The following is a 25,901-nucleotide window of genomic DNA, read 5'->3' as shown; positions in this document are numbered from 1 at the left end:
CCGTAGTGGATGCCGCGGCGTCGGCGCCCCGCGCGCCCCGCGCCCGCTCATCATCCGGGTAGGTAGGGTCGAACCCGCATGAACCGCCTGCTCGTCCTCCTCCTCGCCGCCGTCGATGCCCTCATCGCGGCGGCCGTCGGCGTCGCCGTGGTCTTCGCGCCGCTCACCCTCTTCTGGGTGATGGCGCTGGGAGGCACCGCCGACTGGGCCGCGCTGTGGCCCGCGGCCGTGCGCATCTGGCAGCTCGGCCAGTTCGTCCCCCTGCACATCACGCTCGGGGACGACTACCTCGTCGCCGCCGGCATCGCGCCGCAGGCGGCGTCGTTCGTCGTCTCGCTGGCTCCGCTGGCACTCGCCGTCTTCACGGCCCTGTTCGCGGCACGTTCGGGCGCCCGCGCGGCCCGCTCCGGGGCCTGGGCCGTGGGCGTGGCGGCCGGCACGCTCGTGACGCTGCTCATCGCCGCCGCGCTCTGGGCGACCTCGCGCACTCCCGTCGCCGCCGTCTACGGGTGGCAGGCTCTGCTGCTGCCCACCGCGGTCTTCGCGCTCCCCGCCCTGGTGGGCGCCGTCGTCGAGGCGTGGCGCAGCGGAGACGGCGGTCTCATCGACGCTCTTCGCGACCGGATCGACGGCGCAGATCCTCGGCGCGGCCACCCGTGGGTGGGCGCCGTCTCTGCCGCCGCCCGGGGAATCGCCGCCGCCGTCGCCGGCCTGGTCGGCGTCGGCGCGCTCGTCGTCGCGGCGGCCGCTGTGCTGCGCGGCGGGCAGATCGTCGCACTCTTCGAGGCGGCGCACGTCGATGTGCTCGGCGGTGCCGTGCTCTCCCTCGGACAGCTGGTGTACCTGCCGACCCTCATCGCCTGGGGCGCTTCCTTCGCCGCCGGGCCGGGTTTCGCGATCGGCGCCGGCACCGCGGTGTCGCCGGCCGGCACGACTCTCGGGGTCCTTCCCGGCATCCCCGCTCTCGGCCTCATCCCCGATAACCCCTCACCGTGGCTGTTCGCACTCGTACTGGCGATCGTCGCGGTGGGTTTCCTCGCCGGCGCGATCGCCCGCACCCGCCTCGCGTCCGCCGGTGAGATGGATGCCGCGGCGACGTCGACCACGGCGGTGCGCCTCGTCGTCTTCGGCGCGATCGTCGTGCTCGCCGCCGCGGCCGCGGCGCTGCTCGCGGTCTGCGCGTCGGGCGCGGTCGGGCCGGGCCGCCTGGGCGCGGTCGGTCCGGCGCCCGGTCCGTTCGCGTTCTGCGTCGGCGTCGAACTGGCCGTCGGCGCCGCGATCGCGCTGTTCTCTCCGGCGCGCACCAGAGAGCCCGCCGCTGCGCCGGTAGACTGACCGGGTGCTGACGGTCGCCGTTCTCATCTCGGGCACCGGCTCCAATCTCCGAGCCCTCCTCGAGGCCGCCGCCGACCCCGATTTCCCTGCCCGCATCGTCGTCGTCGGCGCGGACCGCCAGGCAGACGGCTTCGCCCATGCCGAAGCGTTCGGCATCCCGACCTTCCTCGTGCCGTTCCGCGAGTTCGAGACCCGCGAGCAGTGGGGCGAGGAGCTCGACCGTCAGCTGCGGGTGTGGAATCCCGACCTCGTGGTGCTGAGCGGTCTCATGCGCCTGCTCCCGGCATCGGTCGTCGACGCCTGGGCGCCCCGCATCATCAACACCCACCCCGCCTATCTGCCCGAGTTCCCCGGCGCGCACGGCGTTCGCGACGCGCTCGCCGCCGGTGCGACCCAGACCGGGGCGAGTGTCATCGTCGTCGACAACGGTGTGGACTCCGGGCCGATCCTGGCCCAGGAGCGCGTCGCCGTGCTGTCCGACGACACCGAGCAGAGCCTGCACGAGCGCATCAAGCCGGTCGAACGGCGCCTGCTCATCGATGTCGTGCGCGCGGTGGCGTCCGGAGAGCTCGAGCTGTCCGCCGCCGCTTCCGACGCACCCGCGTCCTGAAGACCCGATCCACCTCGAACACTGGAGCCCCGCATGGCCGGTCCTGCCGTCGATCCCGCCCTCTACCGATCCCGTGACCTCGTGCCCGTGCGCCGGGCCCTCATCTCCGTGAGCGACAAGACCGACCTACTGCCGCTCGCTCAGGCCCTGGATGCCGCGGGCGTCGAGATCGTGTCGACCGGCGGGTCCGCGGCGCTGTTGCGCGACGCCGGCCTCGCCGTCAAGGACGTCGCCGAGATCACCGGCTTTCCGGAGTCGCTGGGCGGGCGCGTGAAGACGCTGCATCCCAGCGTGCACGCGGGACTGCTGGCCGACCTCCGGCTCGAAGACCACGAGACCCAGCTCGATGCCCTCGGCATCCTGCCCTTCGAGCTCGTGGTGGTGAACCTCTATCCGTTCGTCGAGACCGTGGCCTCCGGCGCGGTGGGAGACGCGGTCGTGGAACAGATCGACATCGGCGGGCCGGCCATGGTGCGCGCCTCGGCCAAGAACTTCGCGAACGTCGCAATCGCCGTCTCGCCCGAGTCCTACCCCGCGATCATCGAGGCGCTCGGTGCCGGGGGCACCTCTCTGGCCCAGCGCCGCGAGCTCGCCGCCCGCGCCTTCGCGCACACGGCCGCCTACGACCGCGCCGTCGCCACCTGGTTCGCGGAGGAGACCCTCGAGGCGGAGGGCGATCTGCCCCAGCACCTGACGATCAAGGCCGAGCGGCTGAGCACGCTGCGCTACGGCGAGAACTCGCACCAGCGCGCCGCGATCTACACGCGCGCCGGCGCGCACGGCATCGCGCAGGCCGAGCAGATCCAGGGCAAGGAGATGTCGTACAACAACTACGTCGACGCCGACGCGGCCCTGCGTGCAGCCTTCGACATGGTCAAGCCGGCGGTGGCGATCATCAAGCACGCCAACCCGTGCGGCATCGCGGTCGCAGCGCCCAACGCGCTCGACCCCATCGCCTCGGCGCACCTGCGCGCGCACGAGTGCGACCCCGTTTCGGCGTTCGGCGGCGTGATCGCGGCCAACCGCACGGTCACCTTGAAGATGGCGGAGAACCTCCGCGACATCTTCACCGAGGTCATCGTCGCCCCCGACTTCGAGCCGGAGGCGCTGGAAGTCTTCGCCCTGAAGAAGAACCTGCGTGTGCTCCGCCTTCCCGCCGACTGGCGGCAGGAGCCGATGGACGTGCGTCTGCTGTCCGGCGGGCTGCTGCTGCAGGACGCCGACCGCTTCCCCGACGACATCGAGTCGGTCGCCAAGAACTGGGAGCTCGTCTCCGGTGAGCGTCCGGACAGCCCCGAGGAGATGGAGAACCTCATCTTCGCGTGGAAGGCCTGCCGCGCCGTCAAGTCCAACGCGATCGTGCTCGCCCAGGGGCTTGCGACCGTCGGCATCGGCATGGGACAGGTCAACCGTGTCGACTCGTGCCGCCTGGCCGTCGAGCGCGCGGCCGAGCGCGCCGCCGGTTCAGTGGCCGCGTCCGACGCGTTCTTCCCCTTCGCCGACGGTCCGCAGGTGTTGATCGACGCCGGCATCCGCACGATCGTCCAGCCCGGAGGATCGGTGCGCGATCAGGAGGTCATCGACGCGGCACGCGCCGCCGGAGTGACGATGTTCTTCACCGGAGAGCGCCACTTCTTCCACTGAGAGGGTCTGCGGCATCCGGCGGACGACCGGCCCCGATAGAGTGAGCGCACTTGGGGAAGGGAAGCGGATGTCGGGTGCGAATGAGGGCACGGCGGGCAGCGTCCAGACGAGGCCGCGCTGGCGGTTGAGCATCCAATCGCGGCTGCTCGTGATGCTCTTGGCCGTCGGCATCGTCTCGGCGGGTGTGGTCGGCACGATCGGCTACGTCAGCGGACAGGAGTCGCTGCGCGACGCGATCGTCGACAAACTGACCGCCGCGCGCGAGCTGCGCACGGGCGAGGTGTCCGCGCTGGTCGGCGAGATCCAGCGCGAAGCCTCGCTCGCCACCGACAACTCCAGCGCACGCGAGGCCTCGGTCGCCTTGAACGCGGGGTGGGACGCGCTCGCCGGCGCGACGCTGTCTCCCGCTCAGAACTCCGCGCTGGAGGGGTTCTACCGCGACGAGTTCCTGCCGAAGCTCGAGAAGCAGACCGGGGAACGGTACGCCGACCGTGCGTTCGTGCCCGACAGCGCGGCGGGCGCGTACCTGCAGTACTGGTACACCCGGCAGAACGGGGGCAGCCCGGCATCCCTCACCCTGACCGATCCGGGTGATGGCAGCGCGTACAGCGCGGCTCACGCTGCGGCCCAGGGCTACTTCGCGAACCTGGTCGAGACCGTCGGCTACCAGGACGTGCTCGTCATGGACCTCGACGCCAACGTCGTCTTCAGCGCCTACAACACCCCGGCGCTCGGCACCAACCTCGACGACGGTCCCTTCCGCGACAGCAAGCTCGCCGACGGCTTCCGCTCGGCGATGACGACCAACTCGATCGACACCGTCGTGACGACCGACATGGAGACCTGGGCACCCTCGGCAGGGGCGGCGACCATGTGGGTCGTGTCGCCCATCGGCGACGCGGGCGGCATCACCGGGGCGATGGCGCTGCAGGTGCCGGTGTCGTGGATCAACGATGTGACGACCGGGTACGGGCAGTGGCAGGCGCAGGGTCTCGGCGACACCGGCGAGATCTACCTCGCCGGCACGGACGGGCTCATGCGGTCGAACTCGCGGCAGCTCATCGAAGACCCCGGCACCTACGCGCAGAGCGTCATCGACAACGGCACGACGGCGGCGGACGCCGACCGGATCGTGGCGGTGGGCGACAGTGCGATTCTGCAGAACGTCGACCAGGAGCCGGTCCGCCGCGCGCTGGCCGGCCAGTCCGGCACGATGACCTCGTCCCAGTACATCGGCAGCGAGAGCATCACGGCGTACGGCCCGGCCAACATCGAGGGCCTGGACTGGGTCGTGGTCGCGCGCATGGAGACGTCGGAGGCTTTCGCGCCGATCACCGATTTCACCCGCACGCTGCTGCTGTCGACCCTGGGGCTGGTGCTCGCGATCAGCGTGCTCTCGCTGCTGCTGTCGCAGGCGTTCACCGGGCCGATCCGCCGGCTGGCCGTGGCCGTGCGGCGGATCGCCGGGGGCGACTACAGCGTGCGCGTCGCAGCGGGCGGCTCCGACGAGATGGGCGAGCTGTCGCGTGATTTCAACGAGATGGCCGCCGGCCTGCAGATCAAGCAGGATCTCATCGACCGCCAGCGGGCCGAGAACGACCGGCTGCTGCGGACGCTCATGCCCGACAGTCTCGCCGCCCGCTATCGCGAGGGCGAGCAGACGATCGCGGAGCAGCACGAGGACGTGGCCGTCGTCTACGCCGAGCTGCTCGGCTTCGACGACTTCAGCCGCGCTCTCGACGGACAGCAGGAGACCCTCGCGCTCAACGAGCTCATGCGCGGCTTCGACGAGGCGGCGGAGCGCGCCGGGGTCGAGTCGGTGCGCACCCTGCGCGGCGGATACCTCGCCAGCTGCGGCCTCACGGTGCCACGCGTGGACAACGCCCGGCGTGCCGTCGACTTCGCACTGGGGATGCGCGCGCACGTGCAGCGCTTCAACGAGCGCACCGGCGCCGCGTTGGATCTGCGCGCGGGCGTGGACACGGGCGCGGTCACGAGCGGGCTGGTCGCCCGCGCGAGTCTCGCCTACGACCTGTGGGGCGACGCGGTCGATCTGGCCAGTCGCGTGCGACGGGCGGCGGATGCCGGGGGCGTCTACGTGAGCGATGCCGTGCACGATCGGGTGCACGGGCTCTGGGAGTTCACCGAGGTCGGCACCGTCGACGCTTCCGGCCACACGAGCACCGTCTGGCGGATCGACGCATGATGTCGGTGCTCGCAGAGGGGTGGGTCTGGTGGGTGGGGGCGCTCGCCATCGGCGTTCCCCTCGTCCTGGTGGTGCTCACGGAGATCATCGGCGCGCTCCGCCGCCGCCGCAGCCCGGCCGTCCGCCCTCTGCTGCTGCTGCGCAACGCGGTGGTTCCCGTTGCGGCACTGGTCGTGCTGCTCGCCTTCGCGACGCGGTCGGACCAGGACCTCGTCTGGGTGCGCATCGTCGGCACGGTGCTCGGGTTCCTGCTCATCCTGCTGGTGCTGAGCGGCGTCAACGTCGCCTTGTTCTCGACGGCGCGTGAGGGCACGTGGCGCGAGCGCGTGCCCACGATCTTCGTGGAGATCGTGCGGTTGCTGCTGGTCGTGGTGGGACTCGCCGTGCTGTTCCAGGTGGTCTGGAACGCCGACATCGAGGGGTTGGTCGCCACCCTCGGTGTGACGTCGATCATCATCGGTCTCGCCCTGCAGAACGCGGCCGGCGGCATCGTCTCGGGCCTGCTGGTGCTGTTCGAGCAGCCCTTCAAGCTCGGTGACTGGCTCGACACGGGCGATGCCGAGGGACGCATCGTCGAGGTCAACTGGCGTGCCGTGCACATCGACACCGGCTCAGGGCTGCAGGTGATTCCCAACGCGACCCTGGCGGGCGCGTCGTTCAGAAACCTCAGCCGGCCGGCGGGCCCGTTCGTCGTCTCGCTGCCGGTGGTGTTCGCGCCCAGTGATCCGCCGCACGAGGTGGCGACGCTCCTTCGCCAGGTGGCCGACGATCTGCCCATGCGTCTTCCCGAGTGCGCCTCCAGCGTCGAGTACGGTGGTGCGGGCGCGTATCAGGTCGGCATCCCCGTCGCCGCCCCCAGCCAGTCGGGCGAGACGACGGCAGCCTTCCTCGGACGCCTCTGGTACGCCGCGCGGCGTCGAGGCCTGTCTCTGGACAAGATCGCGCCGGACGTCGCCGGCGATCGTGAGCAGCGCGAGGTCGTGCTCGATCGGGTGGCGCGGGCGCTCCATCTCGACGGCGAGCTGCGCGCCACCGCGCAGGAACTCTGCCGTGTCGAGCAGTACGCGGTCGGCGAGTACCTCGATCGCGCGGGTGTCGTCCCCTCCGCGGTCGGCTACCTGGTCGACGGCGCGGCCCGCCTCTCCGTGCCCACGGTGCGCGGCGACGTCGCCTGCGGCGACCTGCGTGACGGCGAGTTCGTCGGAAGCGCCGCCGTCACGCGTGAGCCGTCGCTGCTCACCGCCGTGGCCGCGGTGCCCTCGACGGTGCTCATGATTCCGGTCGCCGTGGTCGCGCAGATCATCCGCGCCCATCCGGTGTTCGCGACCGAGCTCGGCGCCGACCTCGAACTTCGACGGGGTCAAGCGGCGCGAGTGCTCGACACCCCCTCTCCGTCCCTCGCGCGCGACTGACCCCGAGGGCGCCGCGGCATCCACGGGCACGGTCGGATGCCGTGCGCTGCCGTGTCCGAATTCCGCGAGCGTGCGCCGCGCAGCCGTGTCAGGCTGGACACATGCCACACGTCGACGCCCCCGCCGCGATGACGTTCGACGAGCGCTACCGCGCCATCGGCGCGCGCGACGTGCGCTTCGACGGCCAGTTCGTCACGGCCGTCCGTTCGACCGGCATCTACTGCCGACCCAGCTGCCCCGCGCGCACCCCGAAGCCTTCCAACGTCACCTTCTACCCCACGTCGGCCGCGGCGCACGAGGCGGGCTACCGCGCCTGCAAGCGGTGCCTGCCCGAAGCCGCACCCGGCTCTCCCGCGTGGGACCTGCGCGGTGACATCGCCGGGCGCGCGATGCGGCTCATCGCGGACGGCATCGTCGAGCGCGAAGGCGTTCCCGGGCTCGCCCGTCGCCTCGGCTACTCCACCCGCCATCTGACGCGTCTGCTCACCGCCGAGCTCGGCGCGGGGCCCCTCGCCCTCGCCCGTGCCCAGCGGGCGCACACCGCGCGGATGCTCCTCGTCTCCACCGACCTGCCGGCCGCCGACGTCGCGTTCTCGGCCGGATTCGCCAGCGTCCGCCAGTTCAACGACACGGTCCGTGAGGTGTTCGGCCTCACGCCGGGCGAGCTGCGTGCCCGCCGGCCGGCGGCGGCGCGCGCGGTGAGCGCCCCGGCCGCCGGGACGATCGATCTCGTCCTGCCCTACCGTGCGCCCTTCGACGCCGCCGGGTTGTTCGCCTGGATGAGTGCGCGCGCCGTCGCGGGCGTCGAAGATGCCGGTGCCGACTCCTTCGCCCGCGTCCTGCGTCTGCCCGGTGGTCCGGTGTGGTTCGCGATCCGGCTCGACGGGGCGGGGAAGCTGCGGCTGAACGCGCGCCTGACCCATCTCGGCGATCTCCCCGTGCTCGTCAGCCGGGCGCGGCGCCTGTTCGACCTCGACGCCGACCCGACGGCGGTGGATGCCGCGTTGTCGGCGCACCCTGCCCTCGCGCCGCTGGTCACGGCGGTCGGCGGCATCCGCGTGCCCGGCGCCGCCGACCCGCACGAGATGCTCATCCGCGCGATGATCGGTCAGCAGATCACGGTCGCCGCAGCACGTACGGCCCTGACCGCCCTGACCGACGCGCTGGGGGAGCGCGTGGCGTCGCACGACGGCCTGGACCGCCTGTTCCCCACGATGGCCGCCATCGCCGCGCACGGCGCCGAGGTGCTGCGCGGCCCTGCCGCGCGCATCCGTGCGGTCACCGGCGCGGCCGCGGCGCTCGCCTCCGGCGAGCTCGACCTGGGGCCGGGTGATGACAGTCTCGCGCAGCGCGCGGCCCTGCTGGCGCTGCCGGGTATCGGCCCCTGGACCGCCGACTACGTGCGCATGCGCGTGCTGGGCGACCCCGACATCACGCTGCCCGGCGACGTCGCCGTCCGCGCGGGAGCGGCAGCCGCCGGCATCCCCGCCGATCCGCGCGGGTACGAGGCCTGGGCCGTCCGCACCGCGCCGTGGCGCAGCTACCTCACCGCTCACCTCTGGCGCGCCGCGCCGTCCACCGTGTCCCGCGCGCCCCGCGGGCACACCGCACCCCGCGAACGGAGCCCCCGATGACCGCGACGATCCAGACGATCCCCACTGCCGACGGCCCCTTCACGCTGCTCACCGATGACCGCGGACGCGTGCTCGCGAGCGGCTGGAGCGCCGACCCCGCCGCCATCCTCGGCCGGATCGCCCTCGCCCCCGCGGACGTCCGCGAGGGGGAGACGGATGCCGCGTCCGCCGTGCACGCCTACTACGCGGGTGACCTGACGGCGATCGACACGGTCGCCGTCGCCCAGACCGGCACCGCGATGCAGCTCGAGGGCTGGGCGACGCTGCGACGCATCGCTGCGGGACATCCCCTCACGTACGCCGAGTTCGCCACGGCGCTGGGCCGGCCCGCGGCCGTGCGGGCCGCGGCATCCATCTGCGCTCGAAACGCCCCGGCGCTGTTCGTGCCGTGCCATCGCGTGCTGCGCACCGGCGGCGCCCTCGGCGGATTCGCCTGGGGGCTCGAGGTCAAGCGCGCCCTGCTCGCGCGGGAGTCGGTCGCGCGCGCCTGACGCGCCACGGTGAAAAAACCGTTGCCCTGCGCGAAGTCAGCGGCATAGGCTGGAGGGCTGTCGCGCCCGTGTGAGAAACCGCGTGGGTCGCAGTCCCCGTTCACCGACTCCTTGGAGGAAGCCATGTCCACGGCCATCGTCATCACGAAGCCCGCCTTCCTCCGTCCGTCGAACGCCGCCCCGGCCGCGTTCGAGGCCGCCCGAATCGGTCGGGGATAACGCGCCGCGCGTCCTCCTTCGGCGGCATCGTCCCGCCGCGCGTTACCTCCGACAGGGCCTCTTCGTCCTGCCGCGCCTTCGTGCGCCCACCCGTCACCTCCGCCGGCCGCGTGACCCCGGCATCCGTTCCACCCCTCCGCAAGGATCATGACCTCCTCCTCAACGCCCTCCGAGCTCACCCCTCCCGTCGAGCGCCTGTCGACGGTGCGCGCGCTCGCGCGTCTCTACCCCTTCGCCCGATCCGTCCTGCCCCGGCTCGTGCTGGGCGCCGTCAGCGCGCTCGTGGCGAGCCTGCTCGCTCTGTCTATCCCGCTCGTGCTCGAAGTGCTCGTGCAGGGCCCGATCGCCGCGGGCGCCAGCGCCGCGGGCGATCGCAGCCAGCTCGTGTGGGGCGCCGCGCTCATCCTCGTGCTCGGGCTTCTCGAAGCCGTCATGGTGTGGCTGCGGCGCTGGTTCGTGCTCGCACCGTCGACCAAGGTCGAATACGACCTGCGCACGAGCTTCTACGAGCGCCTCCAGCGCCTGCCGGTCGCGTTCCACGACCGCTGGCAGTCGGGCCAGCTGCTCTCGCGCATGATGCAGGACATCAGCATGCTGCGACGCTGGATGGCCTTCGGCATCGTGCTGCTCGTCGTCAACCTGCTGACGATCCTCGTCGGCATGGCGCTGCTGTTCCGCTGGCACTGGGCGCTCGGCGTCACCTTCCTGATCGTCTGCGCACCGCTCTGGTACGCCGGCTATCGGTTCGAGAAGACGTACGGCACGCTCGCGCGCCAGAGCCAGGACCAGGCCGGCGACCTCGCGACCAGCGTGGAGGAGAGCGTCCACGGCATCCGTGTGCTGAAGGCGTTCGGGCGCGGAAAGCACGCCCTGCTCAAGTTCACCCGTCAAGCCGAGACGCTCCGCGAGACCGAGCTGAGCAAGGCGCGCGCCGTCGGCTGGATCTGGTTCTGGCTCGTGCTGCTGCCCGAGATCGCGTTCGCCCTGTGTCTCGGTGTCGGCATCGTGCTGCAGCAGCTCGGCCAGCTCGGCATCGCCGAGCTCGTCGCGTTCTTCGCGATGGCCACCGTGCTGCGCTGGCCGATGGAGTCCATCGGCTTCCTCTTCTCGTTCCTGCTGGATGCCCGCACCGCCAGCGACCGCATCTTCGAGGTGTTCGACGAGGAGAACACGATCACCGATCCCGCAGTGCCCGTCGCGCTGGGCAGCTCGCGCGGTGCACTCGCGTTCGAGGGTGTGCACTTCCGCTACCAGGATGCCGGGGACGGCGAACGGGATCTGCTCGACGGCATCGATCTGACGCTCGTCCCGGGCGAGACGATGGCGCTCGTCGGACTCACCGGATCGGGAAAGACGACCCTGACCACTCTGCCCGCACGTCTGTACGACGTCACCGCCGGGCGGGTGACGATCGATGGCGTGGACGTGCGCGATCTCACTCTGAAAGAGCTGCGCACCCACGTCGGCATGGCCTTCGAGGATTCGACGCTGTTCTCCCAGACGGTGCGCGAGAACGTGCTGCTCGGTCGCGAAGACCTGGTGCCGGGCAGCGCGCAGGCCGAGGGCGTGCTGCGTGAAGCGCTCGCCGTCGCACAGGCCGGCTTCGTCGACGACCTGCCCGACGGGGTCGATACGATCATCGGCGAAGAGGGGCTGTCGCTCTCGGGCGGTCAGCGCCAGCGTCTGGCGCTGGCGCGCGCGGTCGCGGCGCGCCCCGCCGTGCTCGTGCTCGACGACCCGCTGTCGGCGCTCGACGTCGACACCGAGGCGCTCGTGGAGGATGCCCTGCGCGAGGTGATGGCTGACACGACGACCCTCGTGATCGCGCACCGGCCCTCGACCGTCACGCTCGCCGACCGGGTGGCGCTGCTCGAAGAGGGGCGCATCACCGCCGTCGGCACCCACGCCGAGCTGCTGCGCACCAGCGAGCACTACCGGCACGTCATCTCGAGCCTCGAGGATGCCGAAGCAGAAGAGAACGCCCGCCTGCGGGAGACGGAGGTGAACCTGTGAGCACGGCATCCGTCGCCGGAACCACCGGTGAAGATCGCTCGGACTACACGCGCGACGAATCGCGCGCCATCCGCCAGCGTTCGCTGCGACTGCTGGGATCGCTCGTCGATCCGCTGCGGTGGCAGCTCGTGCTGGCCCTCGTCGTGCTCGTGGTCTCCACCGCGCTGCGCGTGGCCGGCCCTGCCCTGATCGCCTACGGACTGAACACCGCGTTGCCGCAGGCGATGCAGGACGCCGACTGGATGCCGACCATCGTGATCGTCGTCGTGTACCTCATCGCCGGCGTCGGCGGTGCCGCGCTCATCGGCTGGTACGCGGTGGTCGCCGCGCGCCTGACGCAGGCCGTCATGCTCGATCTGCGCACCCGGATCTTCCTGCACACGCAGCGACTCAGTCTCGAGTTCCACGAGTCGTACACCTCGGGGCGCATCATCTCGCGTCAGACGAGCGACCTCGACTCCATCCGCGAGCTGCTCGACGGGGGCCTGAACGAGCTCGTCTCCGGCGTGCTCTACGGGGCGTTCACCCTGATCGCGCTGCTGCTGCTGGACTGGCAGTCGGGCGTCATCCTCGCGATCGCCGGCATTCCGCTGTACCTGCTGATGCGCTGGTTCTATCGCAACTCGCAGCGCGCATACCGTGAGTCGCGGGTGGTCAGCGCCAAGGTCATCGTCAAGTTCGTCGAGACGATGACCGGCATCCGCGCCGTCAAGGCATTCCGCAAGGAGCCGCGCAACGATGAGGAGTTCGGTGATCTGTCGGGTCAATACCGCGACGTCAACATGCGCTCGCTGCGTCTGTTCGGCACCTTCGAGCCGGGGATGATGGCGGTCTCGGCCTTCGCCGTGGCCGGTGTGCTGCTGTGGGGCGGGCTGCGTGTGGTCGACGGTGCGCTGCTGGTGGGAACGCTCCTCGCCGCCGTGCTGTACGTCCGCAACTTCTTCTCGCCCCTCCAGGAAGTCGCGATGTTCCTGAACTCGTACCAGTCGGCGACCGCCGCGCTGGAGAAGGTCTCGGGTGTGCTCGAGGAGCGGCCCACCGTGCCCGACCCGGCACGCCCGGTCGATCTGTGGAAGGCCGCGGGGCACGTCGAGTTCCGGGACGTCGTCTTCGGCTACTCCGACGAGCGCACGATTCTGCCGCACTTCTCGCTCGACATCCCCGCCGGTCAGACCATCGCCCTGGTGGGAACGACCGGGGCCGGCAAGTCGACGCTCGCCAAGCTCGTGTCACGGTTCTACGACCCGTCGCGAGGCGCCGTGACACTCGATGGCGTCGATCTGCGGGAGCTGCACCCCAAGGACCTCCGCCGCGCCATCGTGATGGTCACGCAGGAGGCGTACCTGTTCAGCGGCACGGTCGCCGACAACATCGCGCTCGGAAAGCCCGACGCGACGTTCGAGGAGATCCGCGCGGCTGCCCGGGCCGTCGGCGCGGACGCCTTCATCGAGCGGCTGCCGGACGGGTACGACACCGACGTGAACAAGCGCGGCGGTCGCGTGTCGGCGGGACAGCGTCAGCTGATCTCCTTCGCCCGTGCCTTCCTCGCCGACCCCGCCGTTCTCATCCTCGATGAGGCGACGGCGTCGCTGGACATCCCCAGCGAGCGGCAGATCCAGGCGGCGCTGCAGACGCTGCTCGCCGACCGCACCGCGATCATCATCGCGCACCGGCTGTCGACCGTGTCGATCGCCGACCGCGTGCTGGTGATGGAGCACGGTCGCATCATCGAGGACGACACCCCCGCAAGCCTCATCGCCGGAACGGGCAAGTTCGCGCAGCTGCACAGTGCGTGGAAGCAGTCGCTCGTCTGACGCTGCCGCGGGCCTTCCCCGCTCGCAGATTCGGAGATGAGCACCAGAATCGGATGCCGCGGCGCGCGGCATCCGATTCTGGTGACGTGCTCCGATTCTGGTGCGGGCTGGTGCGGGCTGGGCTGGAAGGGGCGCGGCTGCGTCAGCGCGCGAGGTGGAGGCACTGCGCGATCGCGCGGAGGATTGCCGCCTCGACGCGCGGCCACTGGTGCACGACCTCGGCGTACGTGAACCGGAGCACCGTGTAGCCGTGGGCGATCAGTTCCCGATCGTGGTGCAGGTCGCTGCCGCGGTCGGCGGCAGCGGAGTGGAAGGCGTAGCCGTCGAGCTGCGTGACGAGACGGTCTCCGATGAGGCCGTCGACGCGGTGTCCGGGCAGCAGCACCTGTTGGCGCACGGGCAGCCCGAACGCGCGGATCCGCGAGACGAACAGCGTCTCGATGCCCGAGTCGCTGAGGCCCGCGAGGTCGCCGACCAGCCGCCGCGCGGCGGGCGTCTTCCAGCGGTAGCGCTGCAGCACCGCCAGCGGCAGCCGCTCGAGTCGCACCGCCGACTCCCACACGACCAGCGCGTCCTCGTACGACAGGCATCCGGCGATGTGCGCGAGGGCATCGGGGACCGACTCGACGAGGGCGTGCGGGTGCGCCGGCACCATCGGTGCATCCCAGTGGAAGACCGGCGGGGCGATGTCACCGCTCGGCGGCGGCCGATGCGCGTGAGCGCGGACGTGCAGATGCGGCCGACCGGTCGTGCCCGGCGGCATCCACCATCCCCGGTGCTGCGCCGCGGAGGCGCAGGCGAGCCGCGCGCTCACCTCGGCGGCGTGCACCAACGCGTCCGGGGCCGCGGACGTCGCGACCCAGTAGCGGCGCACGCGGCGGACCTCCCCGGCCGAGATCGCCGCCCGCAACGTGGCGGGGCGGATGCCGACATCGAGTACCGCCTGTCGATGCACGATGCCGCCACCCGCCTCCACCAACTCCCGGATCCCCACACGTCGAGTCTGCGTCCGCCCGCGCCGCCGAGGCCGGGCACCCCTCTGGAGTGAGGACAACTCGCCCGCACCCGCCACAGGGGAGGAGCCTGCGTCTCATGAACAGACGCGGAGGGTGTGAACGGATGCGGATGCCGCAGCGCGCGGCATCCGCATCCGTTGCTCATCTCCGCATCCGGTGAGGCGACGACGACCGCGGCCGCGCGCAGCGGTCAGTCGGACGGCGTGTCGAGATCGACCTCGAAGACCTCGCTGCGCCCGTCCGGCGTCGTCACGACCACCTCACGGGTGCCGGAGCCGCCGGGGAACACCCGCAGCTCGAGGCCCTCGAGGTAGTCGTAGTCGGGACGGTCGTGGCGGGCGCCCCACGGCAGCACCGCGCCGGGGCGCACGTACAGCGGAAGTGTGTCGAACCCGTGCGTCTCACGACGCCACCGTCCGCCCTCGACGTGCTCGCCGCTCAGCAGCGACGTCCACTCTCCGTCCGGCAGGTAGAACTCCGCCTCTCCGCTCGCGGACATCACCGGCGCGACCAGCAGCGACGGGCCGAGCATGTATTGCCGATCCAGGTAGGCGACGGCCGGGTCGTCCGGGAACTCCAGGGCCATCGGACGCAGCAAGGGGATGCCGGTGCGCGCGGCATCGACGCCGAGCTGATGCAGATAGGGCATGAGTCTCATCTTCAGGTGCGTGAAGCGGCGGGTCACCTCCACCGCCTCCTCGTCGAAGGCCCAGGGCACGCGGTAGGAGTCCGACCCGTGGAAGCGGGAGTGCGAACTGAGCAGCCCGAATGCCGTCCAGCGCTTGAACACCGCGGCATCCGGAGTCCCCTCGAAGCCGCCGATGTCGTGACTCCAGTAGGCGAACCCGCTCATGGCGAGGGACAGGCCGCCGCGCAGTGTCTCGGCCATCGAGGTGAAGGTCGAGGTCGAGTCGCCGCCCCAGTGCACCGGCATGCTCTGGCCGCCCGCGGTCGCCGACCGGGCGAACAGCACGGCGTCGCCCTCGCCGCGGTCCGTGACCAGAACGTCATGGACGGCGCGGTTGTACAGCTCCGTGTAGAGGTTGTGCATGCGCTGCGGGTCGCTGCCGTCGGCCCACACGACGTCGGTGGGGATGCGTTCGCCGAAGTCGGTCTTGAAGCAGTCGACGCCCTGGGCGGTCAGCCCGCGCAGCTTCTCCTGGTACCACGCCGTCGCGTCGGGATTCGTGAAGTCGACCAGACCCATCCCCGCCTGCCACAGATCCCATTGCCAGATGGAGCCGTCAGCGCGCCGCACGAGGTACCCGGCATCCGCCGCCTCGCGAAACAGCGGCGAGCGCTGTGCGATGTACGGGTTGATCCAGACGCACACGCGCAGGTCGCGCTCATGCAGTCTCGCGAGCATCCCGTCGGGATCGGGGAACACGCGCGGATCCCACTCGAAGTCGCACCAGTTGAACTCGCGCATCCAGAAGCAGTCGAAGTGGAACACCGACACCGGCAGCTCTCGGGCCGCCATCTCGTCGATGAACGAGGTGATCGTGGCTTCGTCGTAGGCGGTCGTGAAGCTCGTCGACAGCCACAGACCATACGACCAGGCGGGCACCACGGGCGGGCGTCCCGTCAGCGCCGTGTAGCGGCGCAGCACGTCGGCCGGGGTGGGGCCGGCGATGACGAAGTACTCCAGCACCTCGCCGGGAACGGAGAACTGCACGCGCTCCACGGCTTCCGAGCCGACCTCGAACGAGACATGTCCCGGATCGTTCACCAGCACGCCGTAGCCGCGGTTGGTCAGGTAGAACGGCACGTTCTTGTACGCCTGCTCGCTGGAGGTGCCGCCGTCGGCGTTCCAGATGTCGACGGTCTGGCCGTTCTTCACCAGCGGGCCGAAGCGCTCGCCGAGGCCGTAGACGAGCTCGCCGACACCGAGATCGAGCTGCTCGTGCACGTACGCGGGCGCTGCGCTGGCGCGCTGTCCGGCGCGGGCATTGCCGACGATGCCGGTGTCGACCTGCGCGTCGGCCGAGATGCGCAGGTAGCCCTGCGACTTGTGCCCGCTGCCGGTGACCCGGCGTCCGTCGACCTCGAAGGCGAGATCCCAGGGGGCACCCGCGGCGACCCGCGCCGTGAGCAGGCCGGCGCGAACCATGCCGCCGCTCGGGGTGATCTCGACGCCGTCGGCCGAGCCTCCCGCGCCGGGAAGCGCGAAGCCGCCGTGCCAGGGGGCGCCGGTGTGGTGCGCGATCCGTACGCGGATGACGCCGTCGGCGGGGGAGGAGAGGGTCGTGGTCAGCACGGGCCGGTTGAGCACGTCGCCGCGTCGTGCGATGACGGCCGTGGGGGCGGTGACCATCAGGCCGGGACCGTCGGCGGTGTCGGGGATCTGCCAGATGTCGTACGCCTCCTGTGCGTACAGGGCGGCGACACCGGGTCGCAGCTGCCAGAACCCGTCGGTGAACTTCATTACTTGACTGCTCCTGCCGTGATGCCCCGGGTGAGGGTGCGCTGGAAGATGAGGAAGAAGATGAGCGTCGGGATGATGCCCAGCAGCGCCGACGCGCTGGTCGTGGTGACATCCATGAGGCGGTCGCCCTGCAGGACGCTGATGGCCACCGGCACCGTCTGGTTCGCGTTCGACGCGAGGAACGTCAGCGGAATGAGGAACTCGTTCCACGTCCAGATGAAGAAGAAGATGAGCAGCACCGAGAGTGTCGGGCGGCTGATCGGGAAGACCACGCGCCAGAGGATCTTCCAGCGTCCGGCTCCGTCCAGGGATGCCGCCTCCAGCACTTCCTTGGGGAACGTGCCGTACACCGACGACAACAGGTAGGTGCCGAACGCGGCCTGCACGACGGTGAAGACGATGATCACCGACCACACGTTGTCGTAGAGGCCGACCGATTTGAACATGTAGTACAGCGGGTACAGCAGCGCCTCCTGCGGCAGCAGGTTCGCGAGCAGGAACAGCAGCACGATCCAGGTGCGTCCGCGTACGCGCCCGATGCCGATCGCGAAGGCGTTGAGCATCGAGATCAGCACGGCCAGCACGGCGACGATGCCCGAGATGAACACCGAGTTCCACATCTTCTGCGGAAAGTTGACGCGCTCCCAGAACGTGGTGATGCCGGTGAAGTCGAGGGCCTGCGGCAGAGCGAGTGGGCCGGAGGTGGCGTAGTCGGTGGGAGATTTGAACGAGTTCACCAGGACGAGGTAGAAGGGCGCGATCACGAGGAGCGCGCCGACGATGACGAGGGCGAGCAGGAGCCAGTCGACTCCGCGCTTGGTCACCATGCCGCCGCGCCCGCGTCGCCCGGAGGGCGCGCGGCGGGGGCGCGCCGTCGTGGTGAGTACGGTTCCGGCAGCCATCACAGGCCCGCCCTTTCTTTGCGTTCGAGAGAGTTCTGCACGCGGATGAACACGATCGACACGATGACGACGAGGATCGTGAGCACGGTGGCGATCGTCGCGCCGTAGCCGACGTCGCGCTTCGTGAAGAACTCCTGGTAGGCGTAGTACGAGGGAACGAGGGTCGCTCCGGCGGGTCCCCCGCGGGTGATGACGTAGACCGGGCCGAACACCTTGAGAGCGGCGATCGTGCAGGTGAGGGTCACGACGAAGATCTCCGGACGGATGATGCTGACCGTGATCGAGGCGAACCGCTGGAACCAGTTGGCTCCGTCGAGTTCCGCCGCCTCGTACAGCTCCGGATCGACGCGCTGCAGTGCCGCCATGAAGACCACCACCGGGTACCCGATCTGCACCCAGACCAGCACCACCATGAGCACGAGCAGGGCGGAGGGCATCTGTCCCAGCCAGTCGTAGGGGGCGATGCCGATGCCGCCGAGCAGCTGATTGAGGGCGCCGTCGCTGCCGGGGCGCACGATCCAGCCGATCACGATGCCGGCCACGGCGACCGGGAGGATCTGCGGGAGGTAGTAGGTCGCCCGCAGGAAGCTGCCGACGCGGCCGCCGAACTTGCGTCCGACGACGTCGAACAGGAGAGCGGCGATGAGAAGGCCCACGATCGTGGGCACGATCACCATCGCGATGACCATCCACACCGAGTTGAGGAACGACGTCCAGAAGGCCTCGTCGCCCACGAGCTTGATCCAGTTGGCGGCCCCGATGAACGTGGGTGCGCGCACCCCCTTCCAGCTGGTGAAGGTGAGATAGACGTTCCAGACGAGGGGGACGATGACGATGATCAGCAGCAGGAGGAAGCCCGGCAGCAGGTAGAGCCAGTAGGCTCCGCGCCCACGCCCGCGTTGCGGGATGGCGGGTTCATCGTCGATGACGCGGGTGCGGCGAGCACGTGCGGTGAGCGACATGGGGATGCTTTCCGTTCGGTGGTGGGGGCGGCTGTCAGCCGCCCCCACCGGATCTCACAGGGGCCTCAGCGGTAGTCCGCGGTGCCCTCGTCGTAGGCCTTGCCCAGGTTCGCGTTCGTCGTCGCGGCATCCTGCGTGCCCGTCACGAGGCCCTGCAGCTGCTGCACGATCACGTCGTAGAAGCCGGGCGCGGGCCAGTCCGGGTAGAAGGACAGTCCGTCCTGGCCGAGGATGCCGTTGAACGTCGAGATCAGGTCCTTGCTCTTGGCGTCGGTGATGTCTTTCGGATCGGCCGCAACGGGCAGACCGCCGTTGTTGCCGATGATGGCCTGGATCTCCGGTCGCATCGTGATGTCGATGAACTTGTAGGCGAGATCCTTGTTCTTCGCGTTCTGCGGCACCACCCAGAGGTTGCCCGAGGAGCCGAGCGAGAGCTTGGAGCCGGGGAAGGCCTGCATCGTCCAATCGAAGCCGGTTGCCTGCTCCGTGAAGCGCCCGTACCACCACGAGCCCGACACGAAGATGGGTGCGGTGCCGTTGATGAACGACACTCCCGCGTCCTCGGCCTTGATGGAGGAGACGTCCTTGGCGATGTAGCCCTTGGCGACGTAGTCCTTCAGGGTCTCGCTGGCGTAGCTCGTCTCGGCGCCCTGCCAGTCGACCGGGTTCTTGTAGAGCTGGTAGTCGTTGACCCAATCCCGGCTGCCCTTGGTCAGCGCCAGCTGGTACCAGAGCTGACCGAGCGGGTACTCCGCACCTGCTTCCGCGAGCGGCGTGATGCCCTTCGCCACGAACGCGTCGAGCACCTTGATGAACTCGTCGTAGGTGGTCGGAATCTGCAGGCCCGCCGCAGCGAACGCGTCCTTGTTGTAATAGACGCCGACGAACTCTCCGTAGTTCGGCACGCCGTACCAGGTGTCGCCGCCCATGACGCCCTTGTCGGTGTACTTCGCGGTGGTCTGCAGCGACGGTGCGAGCTTGTCGGCCCAGCCGTACTGTGCGACGGCGTCGGAGATATCGCTGATCAGCCCGGTCGAGGCGAGGAAGCCCGCGGTCGCGTTGCCCTTGTTGAACTCCATGACGTCAGGGGCGGCGTCGGTGTCGAGCACTTGGCTCGCCGTCTTCTGGATCTGTTCGAACGACTTCTCCTCGAACTCGACCTTCGCTCCGGTCTCCTTCTCGAAGACGTTGACGGCCTCGGCCCACGCCTTGCCCATCGCGCTGTCGGCGCCTTCGTAGTGCCAGAGCTTCAGGGTCTGGCCGGCCCCGTCGGTGCTGCCACCGCCGGTGTCGCCGGACGACGAGCAGGCGCTGACGCCCAGTGCGGCGGCGGTGAGAACGGCGGCGGCGGTCAGTACCCGCGCCCGCCCGGTGATTCGTGCCATCGTCGGCACTCCTTTCGGTGGGCCGTCATCGGCCCGGTCTGTGATTGCGGTGTTCAGTTGCGATCTTCAGTTGCGTGTGATGCGGTGAGGTGGCTATCGAAGCGCTTCGATGATGAGCGAACGGAAGGGCTTCCGGTCGGAGGGTTCACACCGAGGGAGGGGCGGTCACCGACCCTGCGTCGCGGTAGACGGGGGCGAGGAGATGAATGCCGGTCGGGCGGTGCGGATCGTCGATCCTCGCCAGAGCGAGGTCGACGGCGAGATCGCACGAGGCCTCGGGGATCAGGGGGATGGTGTCGACCTGGATCGGCAGCTTCGTGGTGTCGAAGGATGCCGCGATCGAGACGATCGAGATGTCGGACCCCACCCGGATCCCGCGCTCGGTCACGGCGTCCAGAACCGCCGCGTGCATGTCGTCGACACCGTGCAGCAGCAGGGCGCTGGCACCGGCGTCGAGAGCGTCGCCGACGGCGGTGCGCACGGCATCCGCCTCGGTCACGACCTCTCCGGTCGTGGCGAACGTGTACGCCAGCCCGCGCTCGTCGGCCCGGTCGGCGACGGCCCGGCGAACGCGCGGGGGGAAGTTGGAGAGCCGGTAGGTGCTCTCGGGCTGACCGATCAGGGCGATCCGGCGGTGCCCGGCATCGGCCACTCGATCGACCGCCAGGCGCGCGGCCGCCTCGAAGTCGAGGTCGACGCAGTCGATGCCCTCGTGATCGTCGGGGATGCCGATGAACACCGTCGGCGTCGTGATCGCCCGGGCGATCGCGACGCGCTCATCGTCGGGAGCGACGTCCAGGACGAGGATCGCGTCGACCAGTCCCGAAGCGGTGACCCGGTGCATTCCTTCAGAAGCCTGCTGATCGGTCAGCAGGAGGATGTCGTAGTCGTGCCGACGTGCGGCCACGGCGGCGGCCAGCACGAAGGACATGTGGGTGGGGGCGTGGGTCTCGCGGCGCAGCGGCTCGGTCAGGGCGAAGATGTGAGTGACGCGTCCGGCCAGCATGCGTGCCCCCGCGTTCGGCGCGTAGCCGAGGCGATGTGCCGCATCGACGACCCGACGGCGCGTGTCGGGAGAGATCGGGCGTTTGCCGCTCAGCGCATAGGAGACGGTGCTGATCGACACGCCGGCGGCCGCGGCCACCTCATCGATGCGTGCCATGCCGACTCCTCTGTCGTATCGAAGCGCTTCGAGCGAAGCTGGTGATCACGATAGAGCGCGCGGCGTCATCGACGCAAGAGTTTTGTGGAGATTGGCAACAAACAGGATCGTCGGGCGGTTCCGTGGCGCCCGGCTCGGCTGCTCCTACAGACGGACTTCGGCGACGACCTCGCCGAACTCGGTCTCCCCGACCGGCGTGAACCCGACCCTGCGGAAGAACGCATCGGGGCCGCCCTGCCCCTCCTCGTAGATCACGTGCACGTGGTCCATGCCGCGGCTGCGGGCCTCTTCCAGGAGCTGCTCGACGGCGAACCGGCCGACCCCGCGGCCCTGGTCGTCGGCGTCGACGTTGATGCGCCAGAGCACGGAGCGGAAGTGCTCGCTCGGCGCCTCGGGATCGAAGTTCGCGCTCACGAAACCGACGACCTCGTCACCGTCGAGCACCACGCGCTGCCACGCGGTGCTGGGGTTTGCCACCGTGCCGGCGACGGCATAGCTGGTGGGGGCGAGATACTGCTCCTGCCCCGGTTTGAGCGACATCGTGTTGACGGCGACGATCGTCGCGGCGGACAGTTCCTCGAGGCGCAGCTCGGTCATGCCCTCAGGCTACCCCGGGCGAAAGCGCGGGGGGCACCCTCCGAATGGTGAGAAAAACCCCAGCGCTGCGCGTGCGCAAGAGGATGCCGAGGAGCGGGGCGAGAATTATCTTGACGTCAAGATAGTTTCCGTCGATGCGATAGCCTGGAGGCGACCCCGCGACGCTCACCACGACGCCCACGACGACGCTCACGACGGAGAGATCACACGTGCCCGAGTCCACCATCATCTACACCCACACCGACGAAGCGCCGGCCCTGGCGACGGCATCGTTCCTGCCGATCGTGAAGGCCTTCGCCGGGCAGGCGGGCGTCGAGATCGACACCCGCGACATCTCGCTGGCCGGCCGCATCCTCGCCGCTTTCCCGCAGCGCCTCGCGCCCGAGCAGCAGGTCGGCGACGCCCTGGCCGAGCTCGGTGGACTCGCCACCCTTCCCGAGGCCAACATCATCAAGCTGCCGAACATCTCGGCATCCATCCCGCAGCTGAAGGCCGCGATCGCGGAACTGCAGTCGCAGGGCTACGACATCCCCGACTATCCGGACGACGCGTCCACGGTCGAGGAGAAGGACATCCGCGCCCGCTACGACCGCATCAAGGGCTCCGCGGTGAACCCCGTGCTGCGCGAGGGCAACAGCGACCGCCGCGCGCCGCTCGCGGTCAAGAACTACGCCAAGAAGCACCCGCACCGCAACAAGCCCTTCGCGGCCGGGTCCAAGACCCGCGTCGCCACCATGGGGCACGACGACTTCAAGAGCAACGAGAAGAGCTGGATCGCCGCGCACGACGACGTCCTGAGCATCCGTCACACCGCCTCGGACGGGACGGTCACGGTTCTCAAGGAAGGGCTGAAGGTACTGCCGCGCGAGGTCGTGGACGCCACGTTCCTCTCCGCGAAGGCTCTCGACGCCTTCCTCGCCGACACGATCGCGCAGGCCAAGGCCGAGAACGTCCTGTACTCCGTGCACCTGAAGGCCACGATGATGAAAGTCAGCGACCCGATCATCTTCGGCCACGTCGTCCGCGCGTTCTTCGCCGACGTCTTCGACGCGTACGGAGAGCAGCTCGCCGCGGCGGGCCTCAACGGCAACAACGGACTCGGCTCGATCCTCGCCGGTCTCGGCGAGCTCGCCGACGGTGAGGCGATCTCGGCCCGCATCGCGCAGGACCTCGAGACCGGCCCGCGGCTCAGCTACGTCAACAGCGACAAGGGCATCACCAACCTGCACGTGCCCTCCGACGTCATCGTCGATGCGTCGATGCCCGCTCTCGTGCGCAACGGCGGCAAGCTGTGGGGCGTCGACGGCGCCGAGGACGACACCATCGCGGTCATTCCCGACTCGTCGTACGCCGGCGTCTACCAGGCCGTGATCGACGACGTCATCGCCAACGGCCCCCTCGACCCGGCGACGATCGGTACCGTGCCGAACGTCGGCCTCATGGCGCAGGCCGCCGAAGAGTACGGCAGCCACGACAAGACCTTCGAGATCCCCGCCGACGGTGTCGTCGAGGTGCTGGACTCCGCCGGCACCGTGCTCATCGAGCACCACGTCGAGAAGGGCGACATCTGGCGCGCGACCCAGGCCAAGCACATCGCGATCATGGACTGGGTGCGCCTGGCCGTCACCCGCGCGCGGGCCACCGGCGTTCCCGCCGTCTTCTGGCTCGACGTCAACCGCGCCCACGACGCGCAGCTCATCGGCAAGGTGCACCAGGCGCTCGCGACGCTGGACACCGGCGACATCACCATCGTGATCCTGCCTCCGGAGGAAGCGACACGCTACACGCTCGCGCGCCTGCGCAAGGGCGAGGACACGATCTCGGTGACCGGCAACGTGCTGCGCGACTACCTCACCGACCTGTTCCCGATCCTCGAGGTCGGCACCTCGGCCAAGATGCTCTCGATCGTCCCGCTGCTGGCGGGCGGCGGCCTGTTCGAGACGGGCGCGGGCGGCTCGGCTCCCAAGCACGTGCAGCAGCTGCTGGAGGAGGACTACCTGCGGTGGGACTCGCTCGGTGAGTTCTTCGCGCTGGCGGCGTCCTTCGAGCATCTCGCCGAGTTCACCGGCAACGCGAAGGCGAAGACCCTCGCCGACACGCTGGATGCCGCCACCGGCACCTTCCTCGAGGAAGACCGTTCGCCGGGCCGTTCGCTGGGGACGATCGACAACCGCGGCAGCCACTTCTACCTCGGCCTGTACTGGGCTCAGGAGCTGGCCCGTCAGACCGCGGATGCGCAGCTCGCCGCGGCGTTCGCGCCCGTCGCCGAGAAGCTCGCCGCGGCGGAGCAGCAGATCGTTGCCGAGCTGAACGCGGTGCAGGGTCACCCGGTCGACATCGGCGGCTACTACCACCCCGACGAGGCGAAGGTCTCCGCGGTGATGCGCCCCTCCGAGACGCTCAACGCGGTCATCGACGCGCTCTGACCCGCAGGCGGATACGAGAACGGCCCGGGGTGATACCCGGGCCGTTCTCGTTGCGGCGTGCGCGGCGAGCCGAAACGCGTCGCGAGCGTCAGTCGTGGATCCAGACGTCGACTCCCGTCGGCGACCAGTCGTAGATCTGCTTTGCGCGGTAGTTCGGCATGCCCACGCAGCCGTGGCTCTGCGGCGTGCCGAAGTTGTTGTGCCAGTAGACCCCGTGGAACGCCTCATCGCCGTTGAAGTACATGACCCACTCGACGTTGGGCACGTCGTAGTTCCAGTACGGGTTGTTCGGATCGGTGCTCGTCATCGTCTGCGAGCGGATGTGGCTGTTGATGCGGAAATGGCCCGTGTACGTCGGAGACTGCGCGACGCCGCTGGAGATCGGCCACGAGTCGACGACGGCGCCGTTCTCCTTGAGATAGAGCATCTGTTCGCTGAGGTTGACCTCGAGAAGGCGCTGCAGCGTGACGGTGGATGCCGGAGTCAGCGTCACCGGCAGCGCGAAGGCGGCCTTGCCCGCGTCGAGCTGCGCGGCGAACTCCTTCGCCACCGCGCTCGTGTCCCCGAGCGTGCGGCCATCGGCTCCGGGAACGCTGGTTTCCAGCACCGTTCCATCGGAGTTGGTGATCACGGTGCCGTTGGCGGGAGCGCGGTTGACGGCCGCGGGCAGTGCATCGACGGCAGCCTGGATCTTCGCGGCATCCGCCGTGATCGAGAACGCCCCGGACGCGTCGGGAGTGACCGTCAGCCACGACGCCGCGGTTGCGGGGTCGATCGGTACGGTGCGCTCGTCGCCGACGTAGAAGCCGATCGTCTGCAGCATGCCGTTGAGCTGATCGGCTGCCGACTGGGCTCGTTCGCTCGTCGCGGGCGCGGCGACCGGCACGCTCGCGGCCGAGACCGTGACGGTGCTCTTTCCCGCGACGAAGGCGTCGTGCACCGCGGCGGCGATCGCGTCGAGGTCGAGTCCGGTGCCGGCCACCGCCGGCGTCACGGTGTACGCGGTGCCGGTGAACGACACCTGCGCGGGCACGGGGGCGGTGAAGGCCGAGGGCAATGCCGCACGCAGGGCGGCCTCTGCGCGGTCGGCGTCCAGCGTGACGGGGGCGTCGAGCCCGTCGCCGAACCACTGGGTCACGTTCCACATCGGCCGCGCAGCGAACGCGCGGTCCGCGAGGCCGTGGGCATCGACGGTGGCGCCCAGCTGTGCGGCCGTGACGGTCGGTCCTCCTTCGCCGAGAACCACGGTGGTCGCGCCCAGCCGCTGAGAGATCGCGTCGGTGGCCGCTCCCGCCGTGAGGAAGCCGACGGGAACGCCCGCGATCGCGGTGCCGGGGGCGATGAGGACGAGTGAGGCCGTGACGGCGCCTGCGGCGACGACGGCCGCGGGAACGCCGATCCACAGCCAGAGGCGCTTCTTCTTGCGCGGCGGTTCCGCGGGTGCCCACTGCAGCGGCGGGACCTGCGCGGGGGCAACGGCGGCGTCGTCGATCGTCTCGATCGGGCCGTCGAGCACGGCGGTCGCGGCGGTCGGGGGGCTCGCGGAGGAGGCGTCGGGCGAACCCTCTGCCTCTCGTCCCGTTGCAGGATCGGTCACCTAAACACCCCCGTGTTCTGCGCGGCCGCGCCCTCCCATGGTACGGGATGC

General features: G+C 70.0%; 18 protein-coding genes. 10 read left to right on the top strand and 8 right to left on the bottom strand.

Annotated features, from left to right (window positions below; all coding sequences use genetic code 11):
- Positions 1 to 78 precede the first annotated feature (78 nt).
- The 9 genes from PP359_RS06065 (at position 79) to PP359_RS06025 (ending at position 13,378) form a co-directional block, all read left to right on the top strand.
- The gene (locus tag PP359_RS06065; RefSeq protein WP_499250112.1) at positions 79 to 1,335 is read left to right on the top strand and encodes a cell division protein PerM; all 1,257 of its coding nucleotides are present in this window, start codon (positions 79 to 81) and stop codon (positions 1,333 to 1,335) included.
- A gap of 4 nt (positions 1,336 to 1,339) precedes the next feature.
- On the top strand, positions 1,340 to 1,945 hold the full coding sequence (gene purN / locus PP359_RS06060; protein WP_036316345.1) for a phosphoribosylglycinamide formyltransferase: 606 nt from the start codon (positions 1,340 to 1,342) through the stop codon (positions 1,943 to 1,945).
- A 33-nt stretch (positions 1,946 to 1,978) separates the two neighbouring features.
- Positions 1,979 to 3,589, top strand: coding sequence for a bifunctional phosphoribosylaminoimidazolecarboxamide formyltransferase/IMP cyclohydrolase (gene purH, locus PP359_RS06055; RefSeq protein WP_294980489.1), 1,611 nt, complete (start codon positions 1,979 to 1,981; stop codon positions 3,587 to 3,589).
- A 67-nt stretch (positions 3,590 to 3,656) separates the two neighbouring features.
- On the top strand, positions 3,657 to 5,795 hold the full coding sequence (locus tag PP359_RS06050; RefSeq protein ID WP_112932497.1) for an adenylate/guanylate cyclase domain-containing protein: 2,139 nt from the start codon (positions 3,657 to 3,659) through the stop codon (positions 5,793 to 5,795).
- Positions 5,792 to 7,207: a mechanosensitive ion channel domain-containing protein gene (locus tag PP359_RS06045; RefSeq protein WP_499250111.1), complete on the top strand. Its 1,416-nt coding sequence runs from the start codon at positions 5,792 to 5,794 to the stop codon at positions 7,205 to 7,207. Before PP359_RS06050 ends, PP359_RS06045 begins: the two co-directional genes overlap by 4 nt.
- Before the next feature lie 101 nt (positions 7,208 to 7,308).
- Positions 7,309 to 8,841 (top strand): DNA-3-methyladenine glycosylase 2 family protein, encoded by a 1,533-nt coding sequence (locus PP359_RS06040; RefSeq protein WP_499250110.1) that lies wholly within the window; start codon positions 7,309 to 7,311, stop codon positions 8,839 to 8,841.
- Positions 8,838 to 9,332 carry a methylated-DNA--[protein]-cysteine S-methyltransferase gene (locus tag PP359_RS06035; protein WP_499250109.1) on the top strand — a complete coding sequence of 165 codons (495 nt, stop codon included), beginning with the start codon at positions 8,838 to 8,840 and terminating at the stop codon, positions 9,330 to 9,332. The genes PP359_RS06040 and PP359_RS06035 overlap by 4 nt, the downstream gene beginning before the upstream one ends.
- Before the next feature lie 366 nt (positions 9,333 to 9,698).
- Positions 9,699 to 11,564 carry an ABC transporter ATP-binding protein gene (locus tag PP359_RS06030; protein ID WP_499250108.1) on the top strand — a complete coding sequence of 622 codons (1,866 nt, stop codon included), beginning with the start codon at positions 9,699 to 9,701 and terminating at the stop codon, positions 11,562 to 11,564.
- Complete coding sequence (locus PP359_RS06025; RefSeq protein ID WP_499250107.1) at positions 11,561 to 13,378, top strand: ABC transporter ATP-binding protein; 1,818 nt, start codon at positions 11,561 to 11,563, stop codon at positions 13,376 to 13,378. Before PP359_RS06030 ends, PP359_RS06025 begins: the two co-directional genes overlap by 4 nt.
- A 142-nt stretch (positions 13,379 to 13,520) precedes the next feature.
- Here the strand turns inward: PP359_RS06025 and PP359_RS06020 are convergent, their stop codons facing one another.
- The 7 genes from PP359_RS06020 to PP359_RS05990 form a co-directional block, all read right to left on the bottom strand.
- A complete protein-coding gene (locus PP359_RS06020; protein WP_499250106.1) occupies positions 13,521 to 14,372 on the bottom strand; it encodes an endonuclease domain-containing protein in 852 nt (283 codons plus the stop codon).
- A gap of 212 nt (positions 14,373 to 14,584) precedes the next feature.
- Complete coding sequence (gene yicI / locus PP359_RS06015) at positions 14,585 to 16,819, bottom strand: alpha-xylosidase (protein WP_499250105.1); 2,235 nt, start codon at positions 16,817 to 16,819, stop codon at positions 14,585 to 14,587.
- Complete coding sequence (locus PP359_RS06010) at positions 16,819 to 17,721, bottom strand: carbohydrate ABC transporter permease (RefSeq protein ID WP_476151164.1); 903 nt, start codon at positions 17,719 to 17,721, stop codon at positions 16,819 to 16,821. The genes yicI and PP359_RS06010 overlap by 1 nt, the downstream gene beginning before the upstream one ends.
- Positions 17,721 to 18,683, bottom strand: coding sequence for a carbohydrate ABC transporter permease (locus tag PP359_RS06005; protein WP_135948503.1), 963 nt, complete (start codon positions 18,681 to 18,683; stop codon positions 17,721 to 17,723). Before PP359_RS06005 ends, PP359_RS06010 begins: the two co-directional genes overlap by 1 nt.
- Before the next feature lie 65 nt (positions 18,684 to 18,748).
- Complete coding sequence (locus tag PP359_RS06000) at positions 18,749 to 20,068, bottom strand: ABC transporter substrate-binding protein (RefSeq protein ID WP_499250104.1); 1,320 nt, start codon at positions 20,066 to 20,068, stop codon at positions 18,749 to 18,751.
- Between the two features lie 145 nt (positions 20,069 to 20,213).
- The gene (locus PP359_RS05995; RefSeq protein ID WP_294980515.1) at positions 20,214 to 21,230 is read right to left on the bottom strand and encodes a LacI family DNA-binding transcriptional regulator; all 1,017 of its coding nucleotides are present in this window, start codon (positions 21,228 to 21,230) and stop codon (positions 20,214 to 20,216) included.
- A 144-nt stretch (positions 21,231 to 21,374) separates the two neighbouring features.
- A complete protein-coding gene (locus PP359_RS05990; protein WP_036318311.1) occupies positions 21,375 to 21,827 on the bottom strand; it encodes a GNAT family N-acetyltransferase in 453 nt (150 codons plus the stop codon).
- A 209-nt stretch (positions 21,828 to 22,036) separates the two neighbouring features.
- On the opposite strand from PP359_RS05990, the gene PP359_RS05985 reads away from it, so the two are divergent.
- Positions 22,037 to 24,253: an NADP-dependent isocitrate dehydrogenase gene (locus PP359_RS05985; protein ID WP_499250103.1), complete on the top strand. Its 2,217-nt coding sequence runs from the start codon at positions 22,037 to 22,039 to the stop codon at positions 24,251 to 24,253.
- A gap of 88 nt (positions 24,254 to 24,341) precedes the next feature.
- Here the strand turns inward: PP359_RS05985 and PP359_RS05980 are convergent, their stop codons facing one another.
- Entirely contained in the window at positions 24,342 to 25,850 is a 1,509-nt protein-coding gene (locus tag PP359_RS05980) for a L,D-transpeptidase family protein (RefSeq protein WP_499250102.1), read from the bottom strand.
- Positions 25,851 to 25,901: the final 51 nt, after the last annotated feature.

It is taken from the genome of Sphingomonas sp. BLCC-B65, from assembly GCF_028550675.1.
Lineage (GTDB): Bacteria > Actinomycetota > Actinomycetes > Actinomycetales > Microbacteriaceae > Microbacterium.
This window is presented reverse-complemented; position numbering and strand designations above follow the sequence as displayed.

Excerpts from the sequence above, each read along its gene's own strand:
- PP359_RS06065 (WP_499250112.1), top strand. The coding sequence starts at position 79 with ATGAACCGCCTGCTCGTCCTCCTCCTCGCCGCCGTCGATGCCCTCATC.
- purH (WP_294980489.1), top strand. The coding sequence starts at position 1,979 with ATGGCCGGTCCTGCCGTCGATCCCGCCCTCTACCGATCCCGTGACCTC.
- PP359_RS06050 (WP_112932497.1), top strand. The coding sequence starts at position 3,657 with ATGTCGGGTGCGAATGAGGGCACGGCGGGCAGCGTCCAGACGAGGCCG.
- PP359_RS06045 (WP_499250111.1), top strand. The coding sequence starts at position 5,792 with ATGATGTCGGTGCTCGCAGAGGGGTGGGTCTGGTGGGTGGGGGCGCTC.
- PP359_RS06040 (WP_499250110.1), top strand. The coding sequence starts at position 7,309 with ATGCCACACGTCGACGCCCCCGCCGCGATGACGTTCGACGAGCGCTAC.
- PP359_RS06035 (WP_499250109.1), top strand. The coding sequence starts at position 8,838 with ATGACCGCGACGATCCAGACGATCCCCACTGCCGACGGCCCCTTCACG.
- PP359_RS06030 (WP_499250108.1), top strand. The coding sequence starts at position 9,699 with ATGACCTCCTCCTCAACGCCCTCCGAGCTCACCCCTCCCGTCGAGCGC.
- yicI (WP_499250105.1), bottom strand. The coding sequence starts at position 16,819 with ATGAAGTTCACCGACGGGTTCTGGCAGCTGCGACCCGGTGTCGCCGCC.
- PP359_RS06010 (WP_476151164.1), bottom strand. The coding sequence starts at position 17,721 with ATGGCTGCCGGAACCGTACTCACCACGACGGCGCGCCCCCGCCGCGCG.
- PP359_RS06005 (WP_135948503.1), bottom strand. The coding sequence starts at position 18,683 with ATGTCGCTCACCGCACGTGCTCGCCGCACCCGCGTCATCGACGATGAA.
- PP359_RS06000 (WP_499250104.1), bottom strand. The coding sequence starts at position 20,068 with ATGGCACGAATCACCGGGCGGGCGCGGGTACTGACCGCCGCCGCCGTT.
- PP359_RS05995 (WP_294980515.1), bottom strand. The coding sequence starts at position 21,230 with ATGGCACGCATCGATGAGGTGGCCGCGGCCGCCGGCGTGTCGATCAGC.
- PP359_RS05990 (WP_036318311.1), bottom strand. The coding sequence starts at position 21,827 with ATGACCGAGCTGCGCCTCGAGGAACTGTCCGCCGCGACGATCGTCGCC.